This window comes from Plantibacter sp. lyk4-40-MEA-4, from assembly GCF_030209415.1.
Lineage (GTDB): Bacteria > Actinomycetota > Actinomycetes > Actinomycetales > Microbacteriaceae > Plantibacter > Plantibacter flavus_A.
Map to the genome: position 1 here is coordinate 98,004 of NZ_JARVSA010000010.1, position 17,400 is coordinate 115,403.

Consider the following 17,400-nt stretch of genomic DNA (forward strand, 5'->3'; position numbering starts at 1 on the left):
AGGTGCTGGCGTCATCGGGCTCGGGTGGTCCTCAGGGCTACGGCTTGACCGGCGGGTCGGTCGGCTTCTGCGGGGCCGTCGCGGCCGGGCTCTGATCGGCGGGTGCCGCACTCGCAGGCGGAACCGTGCCAGTCGCGTCGGGCGAGGCGGGCTCGTCGTCGCGCATGCTCTTGACCTCGCTCTTGAAGATCCGCATCGACTGACCGACGCTGCGGGCGAGACCCGGGAGCTTCGGTGCTCCGAACAGCAGCAGGACGATGAGGAGGATGATGACGAGGTGCCACCCGGTGAATGCATTGCCGAACATAGTCTTCGTTCCTGATCTTCGAGGTCGAGGTCCACTCACTCTACCCTGCATCTCCCGTTCGACCGCCGGGAGTCTCGGGAGTCAGCTTCCGGATGTCGTGCGGTACTGCGCGAGGCCGGCGGCCGCCCAATCGGCGACCGCATCGCGGGCATCCGCCGGCCCGAGCACCGTGATGAGCCCGGGGTGCGCGGCGACCAGTCGTTTGAGGCCGTGATGGTGAGCGAGGCGCAGGGTCGCGGTGACCTCGACATCGGCGTCTTCGCGGGCTGCGGGGCCGCCTGGCGCGCTGTCGACGGCGACCACGTAGTCGTCGATGAGCGGGAGGACCGAGCGTCGGACGAGCACGGTGACGTTGCGATCGGAGTCGCTCGGCTCGAACAACGCGGTCGGGACGACGACGTCCGCTTCGCGGAACACGACCTCGGCATCGGTCTCGCGCAGCTCGGTCATCCGATCGAGACGGAAGCGACGCGTCGCCTCGCGCAGGTGGCACCACCCGTAGAGGTACCAGTCCTGGTCCTGGGATTCGAGACGCAGTGGGTCCACCAGCCTCGCCTCGGTCGCCCCGCTCGCATCGACGTAGTCGAACGCGACGCTGTGGCCGGCGGCCAGAGCCGACCGGATGATGCCCACCGCGTGCGCGGAGTAGGACTCGGTGACCGCGAGCTGGCCCGGAGCCGACGACGCCCCGCGGGCGAGCTTCGCCATCACGCCCCCGATGACGTCGCTGTCGACGAACTCGGGGAGGCGCTGGAGCGACTGCAGACCGGCGATGAGGGCCGAGGCCTCGCGGGCTGAGAAGCGAGGACTGTCGTCGAGCGCGACCCGGTGCGTGAGGACGATCTCGTCGTCCTCCTCGAAGCTGCCCCAGTCGATGTCGAAGAGGTCGCCGGCGAGGTACTGCCGGGTGTCGCCCGGCACGCCGGACACCGTCAGGAGCTCGACCGCTTCGCGGATCTGGCGCGGGGACAGGCCGAAATGCCGCGCGGCCTCGTCGACCGTCACCCGCTCGCGGTCGATGAGGTACGGCACGAGCGAGAGGAGGAAGATCAGCTTGTCCTGGGCGCGGGGCGCCGCCGGTCGCTTAGCCACGGGCGGCCTCCTCGGGGTGGGGTGCGTCGTCGGTCGCGCGGTGGCGGGCGACGACCAGCTCGAGTCTGGACGCCACGGCCTCGACGAGTGCCGGAGGGTCGAGGACGACGACCTCCGGGCCGAACCCGGCGAGCTCGTCGGCGAGGATGTGGTGGTCGAGGTACGGGATGGTGAGTTCCGTGCGCTCCGTGTCGCTGACGCCGTAGCGGTTGCCGAGGCGGGCCGCGGCGTCGGTCCCGGGCCGGACACGGACGAGGGCACGCTGCGACGAGGACACGCGGCGCAGGCCGTCGATCGCGTCGGCGGCGTGGTCGCGGTCCTCGGCGGGGAACGACTCCCCCGTCGGCTTGACCGGACCGACGATCCGCGACAGGAGGAACGTCCGGGGCTCGTCCACCGTCCGGTCGGTGGCGTAGAGGTGCCAACGACCCTCGTGCTGGACGAGCGCCAACGGTGCGACGGTGCGGACGCGTGGCCGCGCCTCGCCGGGCTTCAGGTAGGGGAAGGCGACCACGGACCGACGTTCGAGCGCCGCGTCGAGCGGTTCGAACGAGGCCTCCCGGGTGCGGAGTCTCGGCGCGTATCCGATGATCGGTTCGTCGGGCTCGATGCCGAGCGACCGCAACTTCGTCATCGCGCGCTGCGACTGGCCGGAGAGCGACCCCTCACGCCACACCGTGGCTGCGAGCGACAGCAGTGACAGCTCCGCCGGGGTGAACCGGACGTCGGTGGGAAGCTCGTAGGCGCCCTTCGGGATCCGATAGCGCATCGACTGGTTGTTGCCGGGTTCACCCGGCTGTTCGATCGTCTCGAGCGGGACACCGAGTTCGCGGATGTTGTCCTTGTCGCGCTCGAACTGTCGCTCGAGGCTGGCGTTGCCGCCGCCACTCGAATACTGCTGGCGGTACCCCTGGACGGTCGACAGGATCTCGTTCTTCGTCAGGCCGGTCTGCGTGGCGAGGAGCGCGAGCACGAGGCTGAAGAGTCGCTCCTCCACCGGGACCGGCTTCGGGGACTCGCTGGCTGAGGACACCGGTCCAGTCTACCGACGGACGGCCCGTCCCCCACCCGCGACGCGGGCGTTGGACGGGCCGTCTCCGAGGCGTGTCGGTTACTGTGCCGCGCGCTGGGTGCCGAGCACGTCGATGACGAACACGAGCGTCGCGCCGGCCGGGACGCTGCCCGACCCCTGCTCGCCGTAGCCGTCCTTCGGCGCCACCACGAGGATGATCTGCGAGCCGACCTGCTGGCCGACGACCGCGTCGTTGAAGGCCTTGATCATCTGACCGCCGTCGGCCTGGAAGACGAGGGGCTGACCCTTCTCCCAGCTGCTGTCGAAGACGCTCTTCTGATCCCACAGCACACCGGTGTAGTTGACGATGACCTGGTCGCCGGCCTTGACCGTGGCACCGTCGCCGACGCGGGACAGGGTGTGCTTCGTCTCGGTCGGGGCGGGGGCCGCCGGGATGGTGATGCCGGGCTGGCCGCTCGGAGCGGTCACGACGGACGGGAACCCCGACGGGATCGGGCGCTCGGCGCCGTCGGCCTTGGGCAGCGCCGCACCCTGGATGTCGGCGACGAGGATGATCGCGTCGTCCTTCTTGATGCCGTTCGCCTCGCTGCCACCGCTCGGGCCGAAGGCGTCCTCGGGTGAGATCGCCGCGACGACACGGGATCCGACCGTCGTGCAGGCGAACGCCTTCGCGAAGCCGGGGAGGCTCCCGGACAGGGCGATGAGGGTGCTCGCGGGCCCGTTGAAGTCCGTCTGCTGCAGGACGTCTCCGGTGCGTCCGTTGAGGAGCATCAGGTTGAGGTTGACGGTGCCTTCAGCCGAGACCTGCTGACCGTCGCCCTGGATGACGACCTGGCGCTCCGTCGTCTTCGTGTACAGCGGCGTCGGGAGATCCACCTTCGGGGTGGATCCGAAGTCACCGGACACGCTGATGAGCTTCGTCGCGTCGCCGGCGGACGCCGCGGTGTCGCAGGAGGCCGAGCCCGGCGCAGTGCACCCGGTGAGGGAGACGAGCAGGAGGCCTGCTGCGGCGATGAGAGCTGGTGCAGTGCGCACGGATCCTCGTTTCGGTGGTACGGGTGGGACGGCAGGTCGCCGTCGCACAGTTTAGTCGACGTGAACCGTGGTCAACGATCGTCGCCGAGAGCCGGCTCAGCGGCGGACGGTTCGATCGACTCGTCCGGCCCCGCGCTGTCACCGTCGAGGCCCCGTGCCCGGGAGAGCTCGGCGCTCGCCCCGGCGCTCCTGGCGCGCTTCCGCAGGATCTTCGCACTCGCGGAACGTTCCCCGAGGGCGCCCGGCGTCCACAGCTCGACGTCCTCGGCGCTGAAGTCGCTCTTCGAGGCGCGTCGCTTGAGCTCGGGCAGGACCGTGCCGGGCGCGAGCTTCCGTGCGGTGATGAGGAAGCCCGTGTGCCCGATCATCCGGTGGTCCGGTCGGACGGCGAGCCCCTCGACGTGCCACCCGCGCATCATCGTCTCGTTCGACTGCGGGTTCGTGAAGCCGCCCGTCCCTCGGATCGCCTCGGCGACGCGCGACAGCTGGGTGACCGTGGCGACGTAGCAGAGGATCACTCCGCCGGGCTTCAGCGCCTCCCACGCGGCGTCGAGGCACTCCCACGGTGCGAGCATGTCGAGCACCACGCGGTCGACGGACTCGGCGGGCATCGTGTCGGGCAGGGTCTCCTGGAGGTCGCCGACCGTGACCGACCAGTTCTGCGGGTCGTAACCGAAGAAGGTCGCGACGTTGCCTCGCGCGACATCGGCGAACTCGTCCCGGCGCTCGAAGGAGGCCAGCCTGCCCGACGGCCCGATGGCCCGGAGGAGCCAGAGGGAGAGCGCGCCGGAACCGACACCGGCCTCGACGACCGTCGCGCCGGGGAAGATGTCCGCCTGTCCGATGATCTCGGCCGCGTCCTTCGGGTAGATGATGGCGGCACCGCGAGGCATCGACATCACGAAGTCGACCAGCAGCGGCCGGAGTGCGAGGTGCTCGATGCCCTCGGTGTTGGCGACGACGCTGCCGTCCGGCAGACCGATGATCGAGGTGTGCTCGATCATCCCGCGGTGCGTGTGGAAGACCTTGCCGGCCTCCAGCGTGATGGTGTTCTTCCGCCCCTTCGGTCCGGTCAGCTGCACGCGGTCACCCTCGCGGAAGGGGCCGCTGTTCGCCGGCTGGTGGTTCGCGCTCATCGCTGTGCTGCCTCTGTCTCGGGGTGGTGGGTGGTGCCGCCCGCGGTCGAGCGCAGCTCGGCGAGGTCGGCGACGGAGCGCCCGGCGAGGGTGTCCCAGGTGGTGTGGTGCGGGCCCTCGGGGATCGGCACGATGTGCGGGACGGACACGGCGATGGTCCCCGCTGCGAGCGCGGACGCGAGACCGGTGGCGGAGTCCTCGATCGCGATGCACTCGCGCGGGTCGACGCCGAGTGCCGCTGCGGCTCTGAGGTAGGGGTCAGGATGGGGCTTGGGCTGCTCGACCTCGTCGCCGGCGACGATGAGGTCGAACGCGTCGAACGGGATGCCGCCTGCGATGTCCTCGGCCATGGACCGGATCGACATGGTGACGAGCGCCGTCGGCACGCCGGCCTCCCGGAGCTCGCGGAGCAGCTCCTGGGCACCGGGACGGAACGGGACGCCGCGTTCCTGGATGAGGCGCCGGACGTGGTCCGTGAGGTGGGTGACGATCGTGTCCGCGTCCAGCGCGACGCCGCGGCCCTGGAGGACGGCGGCGGAGTCCCAGAGGCCGTTCCCGACGAGCAGGAGGCCGTCCTCATGGGTCCAGGTGCCGCCGTGGGCCGCGACCAGCTCGGTCTCGGCCTCCATCCAGTAGGGCTCGGTGTCGACGACGGTGCCGTCCATGTCCCAGAGGACTGCGGCAGGGAGGAGAGTGGTCACGGGGTGCCATGCTACCGGGTGCCGAAGCGCCTATCCTGGATGGATGGTCGCGGAAGGTCCCCGTGCACCGAGGAGTGAGACGTGACGGAAGACACCAAGGAGCCGCTGGGCGGTCGCCTGCTCGTCGTGGCGTTCGAGGGTTGGAACGACGCCGGCGAGGCGGCGAGCGGCGCGGTGCGCGTGCTTCGCGACTCGCTCGCCCTCCGCCCGCTGCTCGAGATCGACCCGGAGCCCTACTACGACTACCAGTTCAACCGGCCGACGGTCGGCGTCGATGAGGACGGCAAACGGTCCCTGACCTGGCCCGGTACCACGATCTCGGGGCCTGACCCCGAAGCGGCGAAGCCCGCGACCCCATTGGCGGAGGACGCCGCGCTCCGCGTCAGCGAGGGCGGCGGCGACAACGTCTACGTGCTGCTCGGTGCCGAGCCGTCGCGCGGATGGAAGGCGTTCGTCGACGAGATCCTCGCCGTGATCACCGAGCAGCGCATCACCGGCATGGTGATGCTCGGTGCGATGCTCGCCGACGTCCCGCACACGCGACCGATCTCGGTCTTCGCCTCGAGCGAGAACGCTGAGCTGCGGCAGGCGCTGCAGCTCGAACGCAGCACCTACGAAGGACCGGTCGGCATCCTCAGCGTGCTGGCCGACGCCGCCGAGCGGCAGGGCGTCCAGAGTCTGTCGGTCTGGGCCTCGGTCCCCCACTACGTGCACAGCGCGCCCTCCCCGAAAGCCGTGTTGGCGCTGATCGACAAGCTCGAGGAACTCATCGACGTCGTCATCCCCCGCGGAGCCCTCGTCGAGGAGTCCGGTGAGTGGCAGAGCGGGATCGACACGCTCGCCGCCGAAGACGAGGACATGGCCGCCTACATCCAGCAGCTGGAGCAGGCGCGCGACACGGTCGAATCGCCCGAGGCGAGCGGCGAGGCCATCGCCAAGGAGTTCGAACGGTACCTCCGTCGGGACGAGGGCAAGGGCGACGAGCCCTGGCGGAAGGACCGCGAGTAGCTTGGTCCCATCGCGGTGGGGTGACTCCGGTGAGCCGCCGTCCTGCTCAGCGCACGCCGAGGAGCGCGTCGACGGCCGACCGCGCGAGGTCGGCGTCGTCGACGCCGGTCGTCGCTGCGGCGTCGACGAGTGCGATGGCACCCGGGGTGTCGAGGTCGTCGGCCAGTCGGATCCGCATCGCCTGCAGCAGCTCGACGGCGGATGCTCCACTCGCGCTGTCCGTCGCGAAGGACGAACGCCAGGTCCTGAGCCGACGATCGGCCAGGACGAGGTGCTCGTCGTGCCATTCCCAGTCACTGCGGTAGTGGTTCGCGAGGATCGCGAGCCGGATGGCCGAGGGGTCTGCACCGTCGGCGGCCAAGCGTGAGACGAGGACGAGGTTGCCGAGGGACTTCGACATCTTCGTGCCCTCGTAGGCGACCATGCCGGCGTGGCTGAACACCTTGGCGAGCGGGCGGCCGGACAGCGCCGCGGCGTGCCCGGCACTCAGATCGTGGTGTGGGAAGACGAGGTCGGAGCCGCCGCCCTGGACCGTGAAGTCCGATCCGAGATGCTGGAGGGCGATGACCGAGCACTCGATGTGCCAACCGGGACGCCCTCGGCCGACGGCTGACTCCCAGCTCGGCTCGCCGTCGCGCGCCGCCCGCCAGAGCAGCGGATCGAAGGCGTCGCGTTTCCCGGCTCGGTCGGGGTCTCCCCCGCGCTCGGCGAAGAACGCGGCCATCGTGGCCTCGTCGAGTCCACTCTCCGCGCCGAGGTGCCAGACGTCGTCGGCCGCGGCGCGCACGTCGAAGTAGACGTCGTCTCCGGCGGTGCTGTCCGGGGTGTCGACGGAGTAGGCGACACCGCGTTCGATCAGGAGCGCGACGGCGTCGGCGATCGGCCCGATGACCTCGGTGACCGCGACGTAGTCCTCGGGGGGAAGGATGCTGAGGCGTTCCATGTCGCTCCGGAAGAGTTCGACCTGGCTCGCTGCGAGTTCGACCCAGTCGACGCCGGTCGCGGTGGCCCGCTCGAGCAGCGGGTCGTCCACATCGGTGACGTTCTGGGCGTAGTGCACCTCGTAGCCGGCGTCCAGCCAGACGCGCTGCAGGGTGTCGTAGGCCAGGTAGCTCGACGCGTGGCCGAGGTGGGTCGCGTCGTACGGCGTGATGCCGCAGACGTACAACCGCGCCGTGCGTTCGGCGGAGGCTTCGATGAGCCCGGCGCTCGGGGTGTCCCAGAGACACGGGGCCGCGCCGGAGCCGGGCAGCTTCGGGACGACCGGGGCGGACCAGGCCCTCACGCGTTGATCACGCCCGTGCCGAGCAGCACCAGCAGGACGACGCCGAGCACGATGCGGTAGACGACGAAGGGCAGGAAGCTGCGCTTCGAGATGTAGCTCATGAAGAAGGCGATGACCGCGAGGCCGACGACGAACGCGATGACGGTGGCGACGAGCGTCTCGACCGGTCCGTACGGGCTCGGCTCGCCGATGCTCTTGAAGACCTGGTAGAAGCCGCTGCCGAACACCGCGGGGATCGCGAGCAGGAAGGCGTACCGCGCCGCAGCACGGCGCTCGTAGCCCATGAACAGCCCGGCGGTGATCGTGCCGCCGGAGCGGGAGACACCGGGGATGAGAGCGAGGGCCTGGGCGCCTCCGAAGATCGCGCCGTCGCGGTAGGTCAGGCTCTTCAGACGTCGCTTCTTCGCACCGACCGCGTCGGCGACACCGAGCAGGATGCCGAACACGATGAGCATGATCGCGACGATCCACAGCGACCGGAAGGTCGTCTCGATCTCGTCCTGGAACAACAGGCCGAGCACGACGATGGGGAGGCTGCCGATGATGATCAGCCACCCCATGCGGGCGTCGGCGTCATCCCTCGGGATCTTGCCGACGAGGGCCTTGCACCAGGAGGAGATGATGCGGACGATGTCGCGCCAGAAGAACACCACGACGGCGGCCTCGGTACCGATCTGGGTGATCGCCGTGAACGCCGCGCCAGGGTCCTTCGCTCCGGGGAGGAACTCGCCGAGGATGCGCAGGTGTGCACTCGACGAGATCGGGAGGAACTCGGTGAGTCCCTGGACGAGTCCGAGGATGATGGCGTTGATGAGGTCCACAGGGCACCTTTCTGCAGCCGGATGGCTGGTGTTCGGCCGGATCCGGCAGTCGTCGGCGGGGCGGCTCCTGGAGCGTCTTGCGGCTCGGAGGGCGCGGAGACGGACCGTGGGAAGTCAGTAGTCGAGGAGGAGGTCCGTGAGGACCTGCTTGCCAAACCCTAGCGCGTCGAGCGGCACGCGCTCGTCGACTCCGTGGAACATCGCGGGGAAGTCCAGGTGTTCCGGCAGCCGCAGCGGAGCGAAGCCGTACCCGGTGATCCCGAGGAGTGACAGCGCCTTGTTATCGGTACCGCCGGAGAGCATATACGGGAGCACCGGGGCGCCGGGGTCATGGCGCCCGAGGGTCTCGACGACCGCGTCGACGAGCGGACCCGAGAACGGGGTCTCGAGGCCGATGTCGCGGTGCATGACGACGATCTCGATGTCCTCGCCGACGATCTCCGCGACGCGCGCGAGCACGGCGTCCTCCTCGCCGGGCAGGGTGCGGATGTCGACGAGCGCCTCGGCGCGATCGGGGATCACGTTGTGCTTGTATCCGGCCTGCAGCAGGGTCGGGTTGCTCGTCGTGCGGAGCGAGGCCTGGATGAAGCCGGAGGCCGTACCCGTCGCGAGGGCGAGCTCGTCCGGGCCGAGCCGTTCGGGCGTGGTGCCGAGGATGGAGGCGATCTCACGGAGCAGCTGCTCGGTGGTGTCGGTGAGTCGGACGGGCCACTCGGTGCGTCCGATGGCCGCCACCGCTTCCGCGAGGCGGGTGACGGCGTTGTCCTGCACGTAGCGGGATCCGTGGGCCGCTCGTCCGGTCGCGACCAGTTTGATCCAGACGAGGGCCTTCTCCGAGGTCTGGAGGAGGTAGGAGCGGCGTCCGCCGAAGGTGATCGAGTACCCGCCGACCTCGCTGATCGCCTCGGTCGCGCCGGCGAAGAGCTCCGGTCGTTCGGTCACGAGGTGGTGGGAGCCGAACACGCCGCCGTTCTCCTCGTCCGAGAACATCGCGATCACGAGGTCGCGTTCCGGCCGACGGCCGCTGCCGAGGATCTCGCGGAGCGACGCGAGGATCATCGCGTCCATGTTCTTCATGTCGACGGCCCCGCGTCCCCACAGCAGGCCGTCCTTGATCTCGCCGCCGAAGGGGTCCACCGACCAGTTCGCAGGATCGGCGGGCACCACGTCGAGGTGCCCGTGCACGACGAGCGCCGGCTTCTCGGGGTTCGCGCCGGCGACCCGTGCGACCACGCTGGTCCGGCCCGGAGCGGCGTCGATCAGCTCCGGCTCCAGACCGAGGTCGCGGAGGTACGCCTCGACGTATTCGGCGGCCTCCGTCTCGCCGTTGGAGCGGCCCTCGCCGTAGTTCGTCGTGTCCATGCGGATGAGGTCCCGCGCGATCCGCGTGGTCTCGTCGAGCGTGAGGTCGGATGCGTCTGAGCCGGAGGTCATGGCTCCACGGTACCCGTCGGCCCTGACAGCTGCACCTCTCCCCCGATCGCGCGGTCGACGCACGGCCGGAGGGCGTCGAGCAGATCCTCCGGCTGAACGAGGTGGTGAACGGCTGTCGAAATCCGTGCTAGAGTTTCTTCTCGTGCCCAGCGAAAGCCGGACACGATCACAACACGCGCGGGTGGCGGAAATGGCAGACGCGCTAGCTTGAGGTGCTAGTGCCCTTACGGGCGTGGGGGTTCAAGTCCCCCTTCGCGCACACCGTGTTGAGACGGCGAACGGCCGGAGCGAAAGCTCCGGCCGTTCTTGTTTTCCCGCCGCACTCCACGACACGCCGACACCCGAGATCATCGTCGGTTCGAGCGAGATCCCGCACACCTTCGCCGGTCCTGGACCCTGCTCCGCCGGTACCGGGCCTTCCTCCGCCGGACCCTGAGCCTGTCGAAGGGTCGACCGAGCTGGTGGTCCCTGGTGGGCACTTCGACAAGCTCAGTGACCGGGAGAGTCCCGCCCGGAACACGCCGGTCCCTGAGCCTGTCGAAGGGTAGGAGGACGCGCGTGAGGAGCGGTGCTGTCCTCAGTGCCCGTGACCCAGGCGCCGACGCAGCAGGTCGATGCGCGACTGCAGCTGCGTCACGCTCGCCTGTGCCACCGCGGGTCCGCCGCAGACGCGTCGCAGTTCGGCGTGCACGAGTCCGTGCGGCTCCTTCGTGTGCTTCGCGTAGAGACCGACCAGGGTGTTGAGCACTTGGCGCTGTTCCTTGAGCGTGCGGTAGAGCGGAGCGGGGATGTCCGCCTGCGGACTCGGCGAGGCTGCGTTCTTGTCGACGAACGCCCCGCGCTTGGCCTGCCGGCTCTGGCGTTGCACGAGCAACTCGTGCACCTGTTCAGGTTCGAGGAGCCCGGGGAACCCGATGAAGTCGAACTCCTCCTCGGTGCCCGGCTGGGCGAGCTCGCCGAACTCGTCGCCGTCGAACACGACCCGGTCGAAGTGCGCGTCCGAGGAGACGGCCTGCCAGGTGAACTCCTCGAGGAGTGAATCGGAAGCCTTGTCCTCGCGCTCCGCGGCCGCCATCATCGCGTCCTCCGGATTGAAGAGGTCGCCCTCCGCGTCCGGGTCGCTCGGGCGGTCGAGTGCGTGGTCGCGTTCGAGCTCGAGTTTCTCCGCGAGGGCCATCAGGTTCGGTACGTTCGGAAGGAAGATGCTCGCGATCTCGCCGCGTCGTCTGGCCCGGACGAATCGCCCGATCGCCTGCGCGAAGAACAGTGGTGTGGCGGAGGACGTCGCGTAGACGCCGACGGCGAGTCGTGGGACGTCGACGCCTTCCGACACCATGCGGACCGCGACCATCCAGCGCTTGGTGTTCCCCGAGAAGTCGGCGATCCGGTCGCTGGCCTCCTTCTCGTCGGAGAGGACGACGGTGGGCTGCTCCCCCGTCAGCTCGTGCAGGATCGCCGCGTAGGCCCGGGCGGTCGTCTGGTCGGTGGCGATCACGAGTCCGCCGGCGTCCGGGACCGCCTGACGGACCTCGGACAGCCGGAGGTCGGCGGACTTCAGGACCGCCGGGATCCAGTCGCCCTGCGGATCGAGTGCGGTGCGCCAGGCAGCGGAGGTGATGTCCTTCGTGTTGCCCTCGCCGAGGCGGGCCTCCATCTCGTCGCCGGCCTTGGTCCGCCAGCGCATGTGGCCGGCGTAGACCATGAAGAGCACCGGACGGACGACCCCGTCCTGGAGCGCGCGACCGTATCCGTAGTTGTAGTCGGTGACGGAGGTCCGGATGCCCTGGTGATCAGGCTGGTAGACCACGAACGGGATCGGTGCCGTGTCCGACCGGAACGGGGTCCCGGTCAGGGACAGCCGGCGGGTCGCCCGCGAGAACGCCTCGTGGATGCCGTCGCCCCAGCTCAGGGCGTCGCCGCCGTGGTGGACCTCGTCGAGGATGACGAGGGTGCGACCCGAATCGGTCGTGCGCTGATGGACGGGCGGGTTCGCCGCGACCTGGGCATAGGTGACGGCGACGCCGTGGTAGTGGCGGCCGAAGACCTGGTCGCGGTTCGCGAAGTTCGGGTCGAGGCGGATGCCGACCCGGCTCGCGGCCTCGGCCCACTGACGCTTCAGGTGGTCGGTCGGGGCGACGACCGTGATGCGGTCGATCGTGCCGCGATGGAGGAGTTCGGAGGCGAGCCGCAGCGCGAACGTCGTCTTGCCTGCGCCCGGTGTCGCCGCCGCGAGGAAGTCACGGGGTTCGGTGGTGAAGTACTGCTCGAGCGCCTCGGCCTGCCAGGCTCGAAGCTTGCTCGCCGTGCCCCACGCTGCACGTTCCGGGAAGGCCGGTGAGAGGTGTTCGGCTGCGGACCCGCCCAGGTGCTGGGTCGAAGAGATTTCCGCGTTCACTGGAGACCACTGTACCCGGCCGAACCGACACCGCCGACCATCGTGTGGGGCCTCGACAGACGTCCGGATGTCCGACTCGCGACTGATCCGCCACCCGAGGGGCGGGCGTACGCTGGAGGTTCCGGATGCACAGCAGGAGGAACCACCCATGACCGAACAGCACCATCCCTGGTCGCGGTACGTCGCCATCGGCGACTCGTTCACCGAGGGGATCGGCGATCCCGAGCCGGGTGCGCCGGGCGGGCACCGCGGGTGGGCCGATCGGGTCGCCGAGGTGCTGGCCGCGCAGAACTCGGACTTCGCCTACGCCAACCTCGCGGTCCGCGGCAAGCTCGCGCAACAGATCCTCGACGACCAGGTGGAGCCGGCCCTGGAGCTGCACCCGGACCTCATCACGATCTCCGCGGGCGGCAACGACGTGATCCGGCCCGGCACCGACCCCGATGACATCGCCAGACGACTCGAGCAGGCGATCATCCGGCTTCGGAGCGACGGAGCGACGGTCGTGCTGTTCACCGGCGTCGACGTCGGCTTCTCCCCCGTGTTCCGGAGCATCCGCGGCAAGGTCGCGATCTACAACGAGAACCTGCGGGCCATCGCCGCCCGACACGACTGCATCATCGCCGATCAGTGGTCGCTCCAGGCGATCCAGGATCCGCGGATGTGGGCCCCGGACCGGCTGCATCTGAACGCGCTCGGCCATCACGAGGTCGCCCGCCTCGTCCTCCACGCGCTGAACGTGGAGAACGACCTCAAGCCGCTGCAGCCGGAGCCGCTGCCCGTGCGGCGTTGGCGTCAGGCCCGGACCGAGGACCTCGCCTGGGCGCGGGAGTACCTCGTGCCCTGGGTGCTCCGCCGGGTGCGGCACCAGTCGTCCGGCGACCACATCACCGCCAAGCGACCGATCGCCGGTCCCTTCCTGACGGTTGCAGCCCAGGACCAGGAACTCGACGTCTGACCGTCCGGTCGATCACCCGGGCTCCGGCGTTCGCTGCGGTCACGGGTTGGTCAGGCGCCACCATGGCGTGACCGGGGCGATGTCCGCGTCGAGAGCCAGTGGGACGTCGATCGTCGCCGCACCGCCCTCCGCGCCGGCACCCACGGTGTAGCTGAGCTTCCCGACCGTCGAACCGGCGGCACCCGCCTCGATGGCTCTGGCGCGGCTCTCGACGGTGATCGGGGTGTCCTGCCAGACCAGCACGGAGGCGTCGGACGCCACGACGACCTTCGCCGCCTCGTCCCACGCGGTCGAGTAGGAGCCGACCGATTGCCCGGCGGTGGCGAGCTGGACCTGGTGGAATCCGGCCGGCACGCTCTGCAACAGGGAGACCACGGCCTCGTTGAGCACGGTGTGGTCGTCGGCACCGAGGATGACGCCGACGACGGTCACCGTCCGCCCTTCCACCTGGAGGTCGGCGGAGAACAGCAGGCAGGCGCCGGAGGCGTCGTCGGTCCCCGTCTTCATGCCGGTCACCCCGTACCGGCCGAGGAGGGCGTTCGTGTTCTCGACCTCGCCGATGGCGGGCAGCACCGCCGTGGGCTCTTTGACGATCGAGGAGAGCACCGGGTCGGCGAGCACGAGCTTGCCGATGGTCACGAGGTCGCTCGGGGTGCTGACGTTCGTCTCGCCCAGGCCGCTCGTGTTCGTGACGGTCGTGCCCGTCAGCCCGTGTGCATCGAGCCAGGCGCGCGCCGCGTCGAGGTACGCGTCGACCGAACCGAAGGCCCAGACGGCGAGCGAGATGCTGTAGTTGTTCGCCGACGGGAGGAGGAGCGCTTCGAGCATCTGCCGCTGGGTGAACACCGACCCGGCGACGACGGGTGCCGCTGAACCGTTCTCCGCGATGGTGTCGTAGTAGAACCCGACGTCGGCGTCGGTCAGCGTGATGGACGGGCCCTGATCGCCCGCGGCGAGGGGCTTGGCCTCCAGCACGACGAGGGAGGTGATCGTCTTGGTGATGCTCGCGATGGGGAACGGCGTCTGTTCGCCACTCGAACTCAGGACGCCGTCGAACCCGACGGCACCGAGGGCGCCCCGCCCGAATCCGGGCCAGGCGACCGGTGTGGTCTGCTGGACGAGCGAGGTCGTGAGGGCGTCGCCGGCTTCGAGCGTCGCAGCCGCGGCCGGGACCGGTCGGAGCAGCGCGCCTGCGCTGTACCCGAACAGCCCGATCAGGAGGGCGAGGACGCCGAAGACGGCGAGACGGCGGCGGCGATAGATCTGTCGTCTCGTGAGTGGCACCCGGTCATGCTACCCGGCGCTCCTGCACGTCCCCTGTCGCGACCTGCCGCCGTGCGGCTGCCCGGAGAGCAGCGTTGGACCGTGGTCAGCGGACCCGGAGCTCCCAGAGGGCGACGGCACTGGCCGACGCGACGTTCAGCGAGTCGACGCCGTGGAGCATCGGGATGGTCACGATCGTGTCGGCGGCGGCGAGGGCCGAGGCGCTCAGACCGTCACCTTCAGCGCCGAGCACGATGGCGAGCCGTTCCGGGGCGGTCCGAGCATAGGTGTCGAGGTCCACGGCGTCGTCGGCCAGAGCGAGGGCGGCCGTCTCGAAGCCGGCATCCCGCAGGACGTCGGATGCGACATCCCATTCCGGCAGGCGGGTCCACGGTACCTGCAGGACCGTTCCCATGCTGACGCGGACGCTCCGGCGGTACAGCGGGTCGGCGCATCGCGGGGTGATCAGGACCGCGTCGGCACCGAGGCCGGCGACGGAGCGGAAGATGGCGCCGACGTTGGTGTGGTCGACGATGTCTTCGAGGATGACCACGCGGCGGGCGTCGGCGAGGAGTTCGGCGGGGTCGGCGAGCGGTGGGCGGTGCATCGCCGCGAGCGCTCCCCGGTGCAGGTGGAAGCCCGTCAGCTGCTCCAGGAGTGCGGGCTCGCCGACGAAGACCGGGACGTCGTGGTCCTCGAGGAGTGGCGAGACGTCGTCGAGCCACTTCTCCTGCAGCAGGACCGATCGCGGTCGGTGCCCGGCGCGCAGCGCACGTTCCATGACCTTCGTGGACTCGGCGATGTACAGGCCACCCGCGGGTTCGGACACCCGGCGGAGGGCGACGTCCGTCAGCCGCGCGTAGTCGTCGAGTCGTCCGTCGTCGAGATCGGTGATCCGGATGACCTGCATGGGAGACGTCCTCTCGACGCGATGTTCGACCTCCACCTTGCCAGAGTGGGAACACGATCGAAAACGAGGCCGTTTAGACTCAGGGGAAGCGATGGCCCGGAGCACTCCGATCATCGCGGACGGATGGACGGAGCAGGCATGAGCACGCTGATCGCAGCAGGGGATCCCGCTGACGAGACGGCCGAGGCCGGGCTCGAACGGGCGATCGAGCTGCTCGCGGACCGACGCGTCGCCTTCCTCACCGGGGCCGGCGTCAGCACGGACTCCGGCATCCCCGACTATCGGGGCCAGGGCGCTCCGGTGCGGACCCCCATGACGGTCGACCAGTTCCTGTCCAACGACGACGCCGCGCGCAAACGCTACTGGGCCGGCAGCCACCTCGGGTGGAAGCGGTTCGACGGCGCTCGACCGAACGCCGGCCACCGGGCGATCGCGCTCCTCGAGGAGGCCGGCATCGCCGACGGCGTCATCACGCAGAACGTCGACGGCCTCCACGTCAGGGCCGGCTCGCGCCGCGTCGTCGACCTGCACGGGTCGATGGACCGCGTCAGCTGTCTCTCGTGTGGGCAGAGCTACGCCAGGTCGAGCATCGCGGAGCGCATGACGTCGCTGAACCCCTGGCTCGACACCGAGACGGACGTGACGATCAATCCGGACGGCGATGCCGAGGTCGGGCGCGTGGACGAGATCGTCGTCCCCGTGTGCACGGTCTGCGGTGGCATGTTGAAGCCGGACGTGGTCTTCTTCGGCGAGTTCATCCCCACGGAGAAGTACGCCGAGGCGGCGGCACTCGTGCGCGGCGCCGACGCACTCGTGATCGCCGGGTCGTCGCTCGTGGTCAACTCGGGGATCCGGCTCCTCGAACTCGCCCGCCGGAAGCGGTTGCCGATCGTCGTCATCAACCGTGGCGTCACGAAGGCGGACGGCCGTGCGGACGTGAAGCTCGACGCGGGCGCCAGTGAGACGCTCACCGGGATCGCCGCTCGCCTGGTCCCGTCCGCGTTCACGAGCGTCGTCTCGCAGGAGGCGACCGACGCCTGACGCCTCAGGCGTCGGTGTGGTCGTCCGCGAGGAACGCGGTGAGGCGTTGCGCCGCGTCGTGCGGCTCCTCGTAGTGGATGAGGTGTCCGACGCCCGGGATGACGTGCAGCTGCGCGTCGGCGAACCGCTTCGCGAGCGCGTACTGCGCGGCCACGGGCGTGATGTCGTCGCGCTCGGCGGCGATGAGCAGCGTGCGGCTGGGGATGCGGTCGGCGTACTCGCTGACGTCGTGGCTGACCGAGGCGGTGAACGACTCGAGGACGACCTCCCGGTCGGCGAAGGCGCTGAAGTACTGGTCGTGCTGGGCGTGGATCCACCGACGGAGCGCCGGGTCCTTCGTTTTCGCCATCGCGACGCTCATGATGCGGACGACACCCTTGTTGCGGAGGAAGGCGAAGCCCAGGCGTTTCGGGAGCTTCGCGGACGACCAGTAGTAGAAGACCGCGAGCCTCGTCAGGACACCTCGAGGGCCCTGGAGCGCCGGGGCGGCGATCGGGTTCACGAGGACGAGGTCGTCCGGTCGGAGTCCCCCGGCGACGGCGGCGCTCGACACGATCGAGCCGAACGAGTGCCCGAGCAGGACGACCCGGCCGGTCAGGTGCAGCTCCTCGATGAACCGTCCCAGCCAGGCTGCGTACCCCTCGACGGAGTGGGTGGCGTCGGGGAAGGGTGCGGAGCTGCCGAAGCCGGGGAGGTCCGGAGCGATGATCCGGAATCCGGAGAGCTGCGCGACGACCGGTTCGAGGCCGTGGTGGTCGCCGCGGAACCCGTGCACCATGACGATCGTCGTCGACGCCTCTCGGTCGCCGTAATCCCAGAACCGGGTCTCGGCTCCGTCCACGATGAGCGAGCGCTCCCGGACGGGGATGCGGTCGAGCTGGTCGGCGTACGGTGATTCGACGGGCATCCACTCAGTCTAGGCAGTCCGGCTCCGCGTTCACCCGACGACGCGGAGCGTGCCGTCCCGGCGTGGCACAGGCC

At 69.8% G+C, this 17,400-nt stretch carries 16 protein-coding genes and 1 tRNA gene; 4 read left to right on the forward strand and 13 right to left on the reverse strand.

The window, feature by feature from the left end; translation table 11 throughout:
• Positions 1–37: 37 nt before the first annotated feature.
• The 6 genes from tatA to QRN44_RS16410 all read right to left on the reverse strand — a co-directional run bounded on the left by tatA (position 38) and on the right by QRN44_RS16410 (position 5,304).
• Positions 38–307 carry a Sec-independent protein translocase subunit TatA gene (gene tatA, locus QRN44_RS16385; protein ID WP_121290605.1) on the reverse strand — a complete coding sequence of 90 codons (270 nt, stop codon included), beginning with the start codon at positions 305–307 and terminating at the stop codon, positions 38–40.
• Between the two features lie 81 nt (positions 308–388).
• A complete protein-coding gene (locus QRN44_RS16390) occupies positions 389–1,399 on the reverse strand; it encodes a helix-turn-helix transcriptional regulator (RefSeq protein ID WP_079002542.1) in 1,011 nt (336 codons plus the stop codon).
• Complete coding sequence (locus tag QRN44_RS16395) at positions 1,392–2,432, reverse strand: helix-turn-helix transcriptional regulator (protein ID WP_175115814.1); 1,041 nt, start codon at positions 2,430–2,432, stop codon at positions 1,392–1,394. The genes QRN44_RS16390 and QRN44_RS16395 overlap by 8 nt, the downstream gene beginning before the upstream one ends.
• Before the next feature lie 78 nt (positions 2,433–2,510).
• Entirely contained in the window at positions 2,511–3,467 is a 957-nt protein-coding gene (locus QRN44_RS16400) for an FKBP-type peptidyl-prolyl cis-trans isomerase (RefSeq protein WP_121290609.1), read from the reverse strand.
• Positions 3,468–3,538: 71 nt separating this feature from the next.
• The gene (locus QRN44_RS16405; protein WP_121290611.1) at positions 3,539–4,603 is read right to left on the reverse strand and encodes a tRNA (adenine-N1)-methyltransferase; all 1,065 of its coding nucleotides are present in this window, start codon (positions 4,601–4,603) and stop codon (positions 3,539–3,541) included.
• Positions 4,600–5,304, reverse strand: a complete 705-nt coding sequence (locus QRN44_RS16410) for an HAD family hydrolase (RefSeq protein ID WP_285039644.1) — start codon at positions 5,302–5,304, stop codon at positions 4,600–4,602. The genes QRN44_RS16405 and QRN44_RS16410 overlap by 4 nt, the downstream gene beginning before the upstream one ends.
• A gap of 81 nt (positions 5,305–5,385) precedes the next feature.
• Between QRN44_RS16410 and QRN44_RS16415 the strand changes: the two genes are divergently transcribed.
• On the forward strand, positions 5,386–6,312 hold the full coding sequence (locus tag QRN44_RS16415) for a PAC2 family protein (RefSeq protein WP_064296958.1): 927 nt from the start codon (positions 5,386–5,388) through the stop codon (positions 6,310–6,312).
• 46 nt (positions 6,313–6,358) lie between these two features.
• Here QRN44_RS16415 and mshC read toward each other — a convergent pair whose 3' ends face one another.
• The 3 genes from mshC to QRN44_RS16430 form a co-directional block, all read right to left on the reverse strand.
• Positions 6,359–7,597 carry a cysteine--1-D-myo-inosityl 2-amino-2-deoxy-alpha-D-glucopyranoside ligase gene (mshC, locus tag QRN44_RS16420; RefSeq protein ID WP_285039646.1) on the reverse strand — a complete coding sequence of 413 codons (1,239 nt, stop codon included), beginning with the start codon at positions 7,595–7,597 and terminating at the stop codon, positions 6,359–6,361.
• Complete coding sequence (locus QRN44_RS16425) at positions 7,594–8,418, reverse strand: undecaprenyl-diphosphate phosphatase (RefSeq protein ID WP_071260226.1); 825 nt, start codon at positions 8,416–8,418, stop codon at positions 7,594–7,596. The genes mshC and QRN44_RS16425 overlap by 4 nt, the downstream gene beginning before the upstream one ends.
• A 114-nt stretch (positions 8,419–8,532) precedes the next feature.
• The gene (locus QRN44_RS16430) at positions 8,533–9,852 is read right to left on the reverse strand and encodes a M20/M25/M40 family metallo-hydrolase (protein ID WP_285039648.1); all 1,320 of its coding nucleotides are present in this window, start codon (positions 9,850–9,852) and stop codon (positions 8,533–8,535) included.
• Between the two features lie 175 nt (positions 9,853–10,027).
• On the opposite strand from QRN44_RS16430, the gene QRN44_RS16435 reads away from it, so the two are divergent.
• A tRNA-Leu gene (locus tag QRN44_RS16435) sits at positions 10,028–10,111 on the forward strand.
• 318 nt (positions 10,112–10,429) lie between these two features.
• Here QRN44_RS16435 and QRN44_RS16440 read toward each other — a convergent pair.
• Complete coding sequence (locus tag QRN44_RS16440; protein WP_229938898.1) at positions 10,430–12,247, reverse strand: DEAD/DEAH box helicase; 1,818 nt, start codon at positions 12,245–12,247, stop codon at positions 10,430–10,432.
• A gap of 148 nt (positions 12,248–12,395) precedes the next feature.
• Between QRN44_RS16440 and QRN44_RS16445 the strand changes: the two genes are divergently transcribed.
• Positions 12,396–13,205 (forward strand): SGNH/GDSL hydrolase family protein, encoded by an 810-nt coding sequence (locus QRN44_RS16445; RefSeq protein ID WP_064296953.1) that lies wholly within the window; start codon positions 12,396–12,398, stop codon positions 13,203–13,205.
• 39 nt (positions 13,206–13,244) lie between these two features.
• Here QRN44_RS16445 and QRN44_RS16450 read toward each other — a convergent pair whose 3' ends face one another.
• Positions 13,245–14,489 (reverse strand): D-alanyl-D-alanine carboxypeptidase family protein, encoded by a 1,245-nt coding sequence (locus QRN44_RS16450; RefSeq protein WP_121290619.1) that lies wholly within the window; start codon positions 14,487–14,489, stop codon positions 13,245–13,247.
• A gap of 85 nt (positions 14,490–14,574) precedes the next feature.
• A complete protein-coding gene (locus QRN44_RS16455; RefSeq protein WP_064296952.1) occupies positions 14,575–15,378 on the reverse strand; it encodes a TrmH family RNA methyltransferase in 804 nt (267 codons plus the stop codon).
• Positions 15,379–15,516: 138 nt separating this feature from the next.
• On the opposite strand from QRN44_RS16455, the gene QRN44_RS16460 reads away from it, so the two are divergent.
• On the forward strand, positions 15,517–16,419 hold the full coding sequence (locus QRN44_RS16460; RefSeq protein ID WP_064296951.1) for a Sir2 family NAD-dependent protein deacetylase: 903 nt from the start codon (positions 15,517–15,519) through the stop codon (positions 16,417–16,419).
• A gap of 4 nt (positions 16,420–16,423) precedes the next feature.
• On the opposite strand, the gene QRN44_RS16465 is transcribed toward QRN44_RS16460, so the two are convergent.
• Entirely contained in the window at positions 16,424–17,326 is a 903-nt protein-coding gene (locus tag QRN44_RS16465; RefSeq protein ID WP_121290620.1) for an alpha/beta fold hydrolase, read from the reverse strand.
• Positions 17,327–17,400: the final 74 nt, after the last annotated feature.

Coding starts and splice junctions, on each gene's coding strand:
- tatA (WP_121290605.1), bottom strand. CDS start 307: ATGTTCGGCAATGCATTCACCGGGTGGCACCTCGTCATCATCCTCCTC.
- QRN44_RS16405 (WP_121290611.1), bottom strand. CDS start 4,603: ATGAGCGCGAACCACCAGCCGGCGAACAGCGGCCCCTTCCGCGAGGGT.
- QRN44_RS16430 (WP_285039648.1), bottom strand. CDS start 9,852: ATGACCTCCGGCTCAGACGCATCCGACCTCACGCTCGACGAGACCACG.
- QRN44_RS16445 (WP_064296953.1), top strand. CDS start 12,396: ATGACCGAACAGCACCATCCCTGGTCGCGGTACGTCGCCATCGGCGAC.
- QRN44_RS16455 (WP_064296952.1), bottom strand. CDS start 15,378: ATGCAGGTCATCCGGATCACCGATCTCGACGACGGACGACTCGACGAC.
- QRN44_RS16460 (WP_064296951.1), top strand. CDS start 15,517: ATGAGCACGCTGATCGCAGCAGGGGATCCCGCTGACGAGACGGCCGAG.
- QRN44_RS16465 (WP_121290620.1), bottom strand. CDS start 17,326: ATGCCCGTCGAATCACCGTACGCCGACCAGCTCGACCGCATCCCCGTC.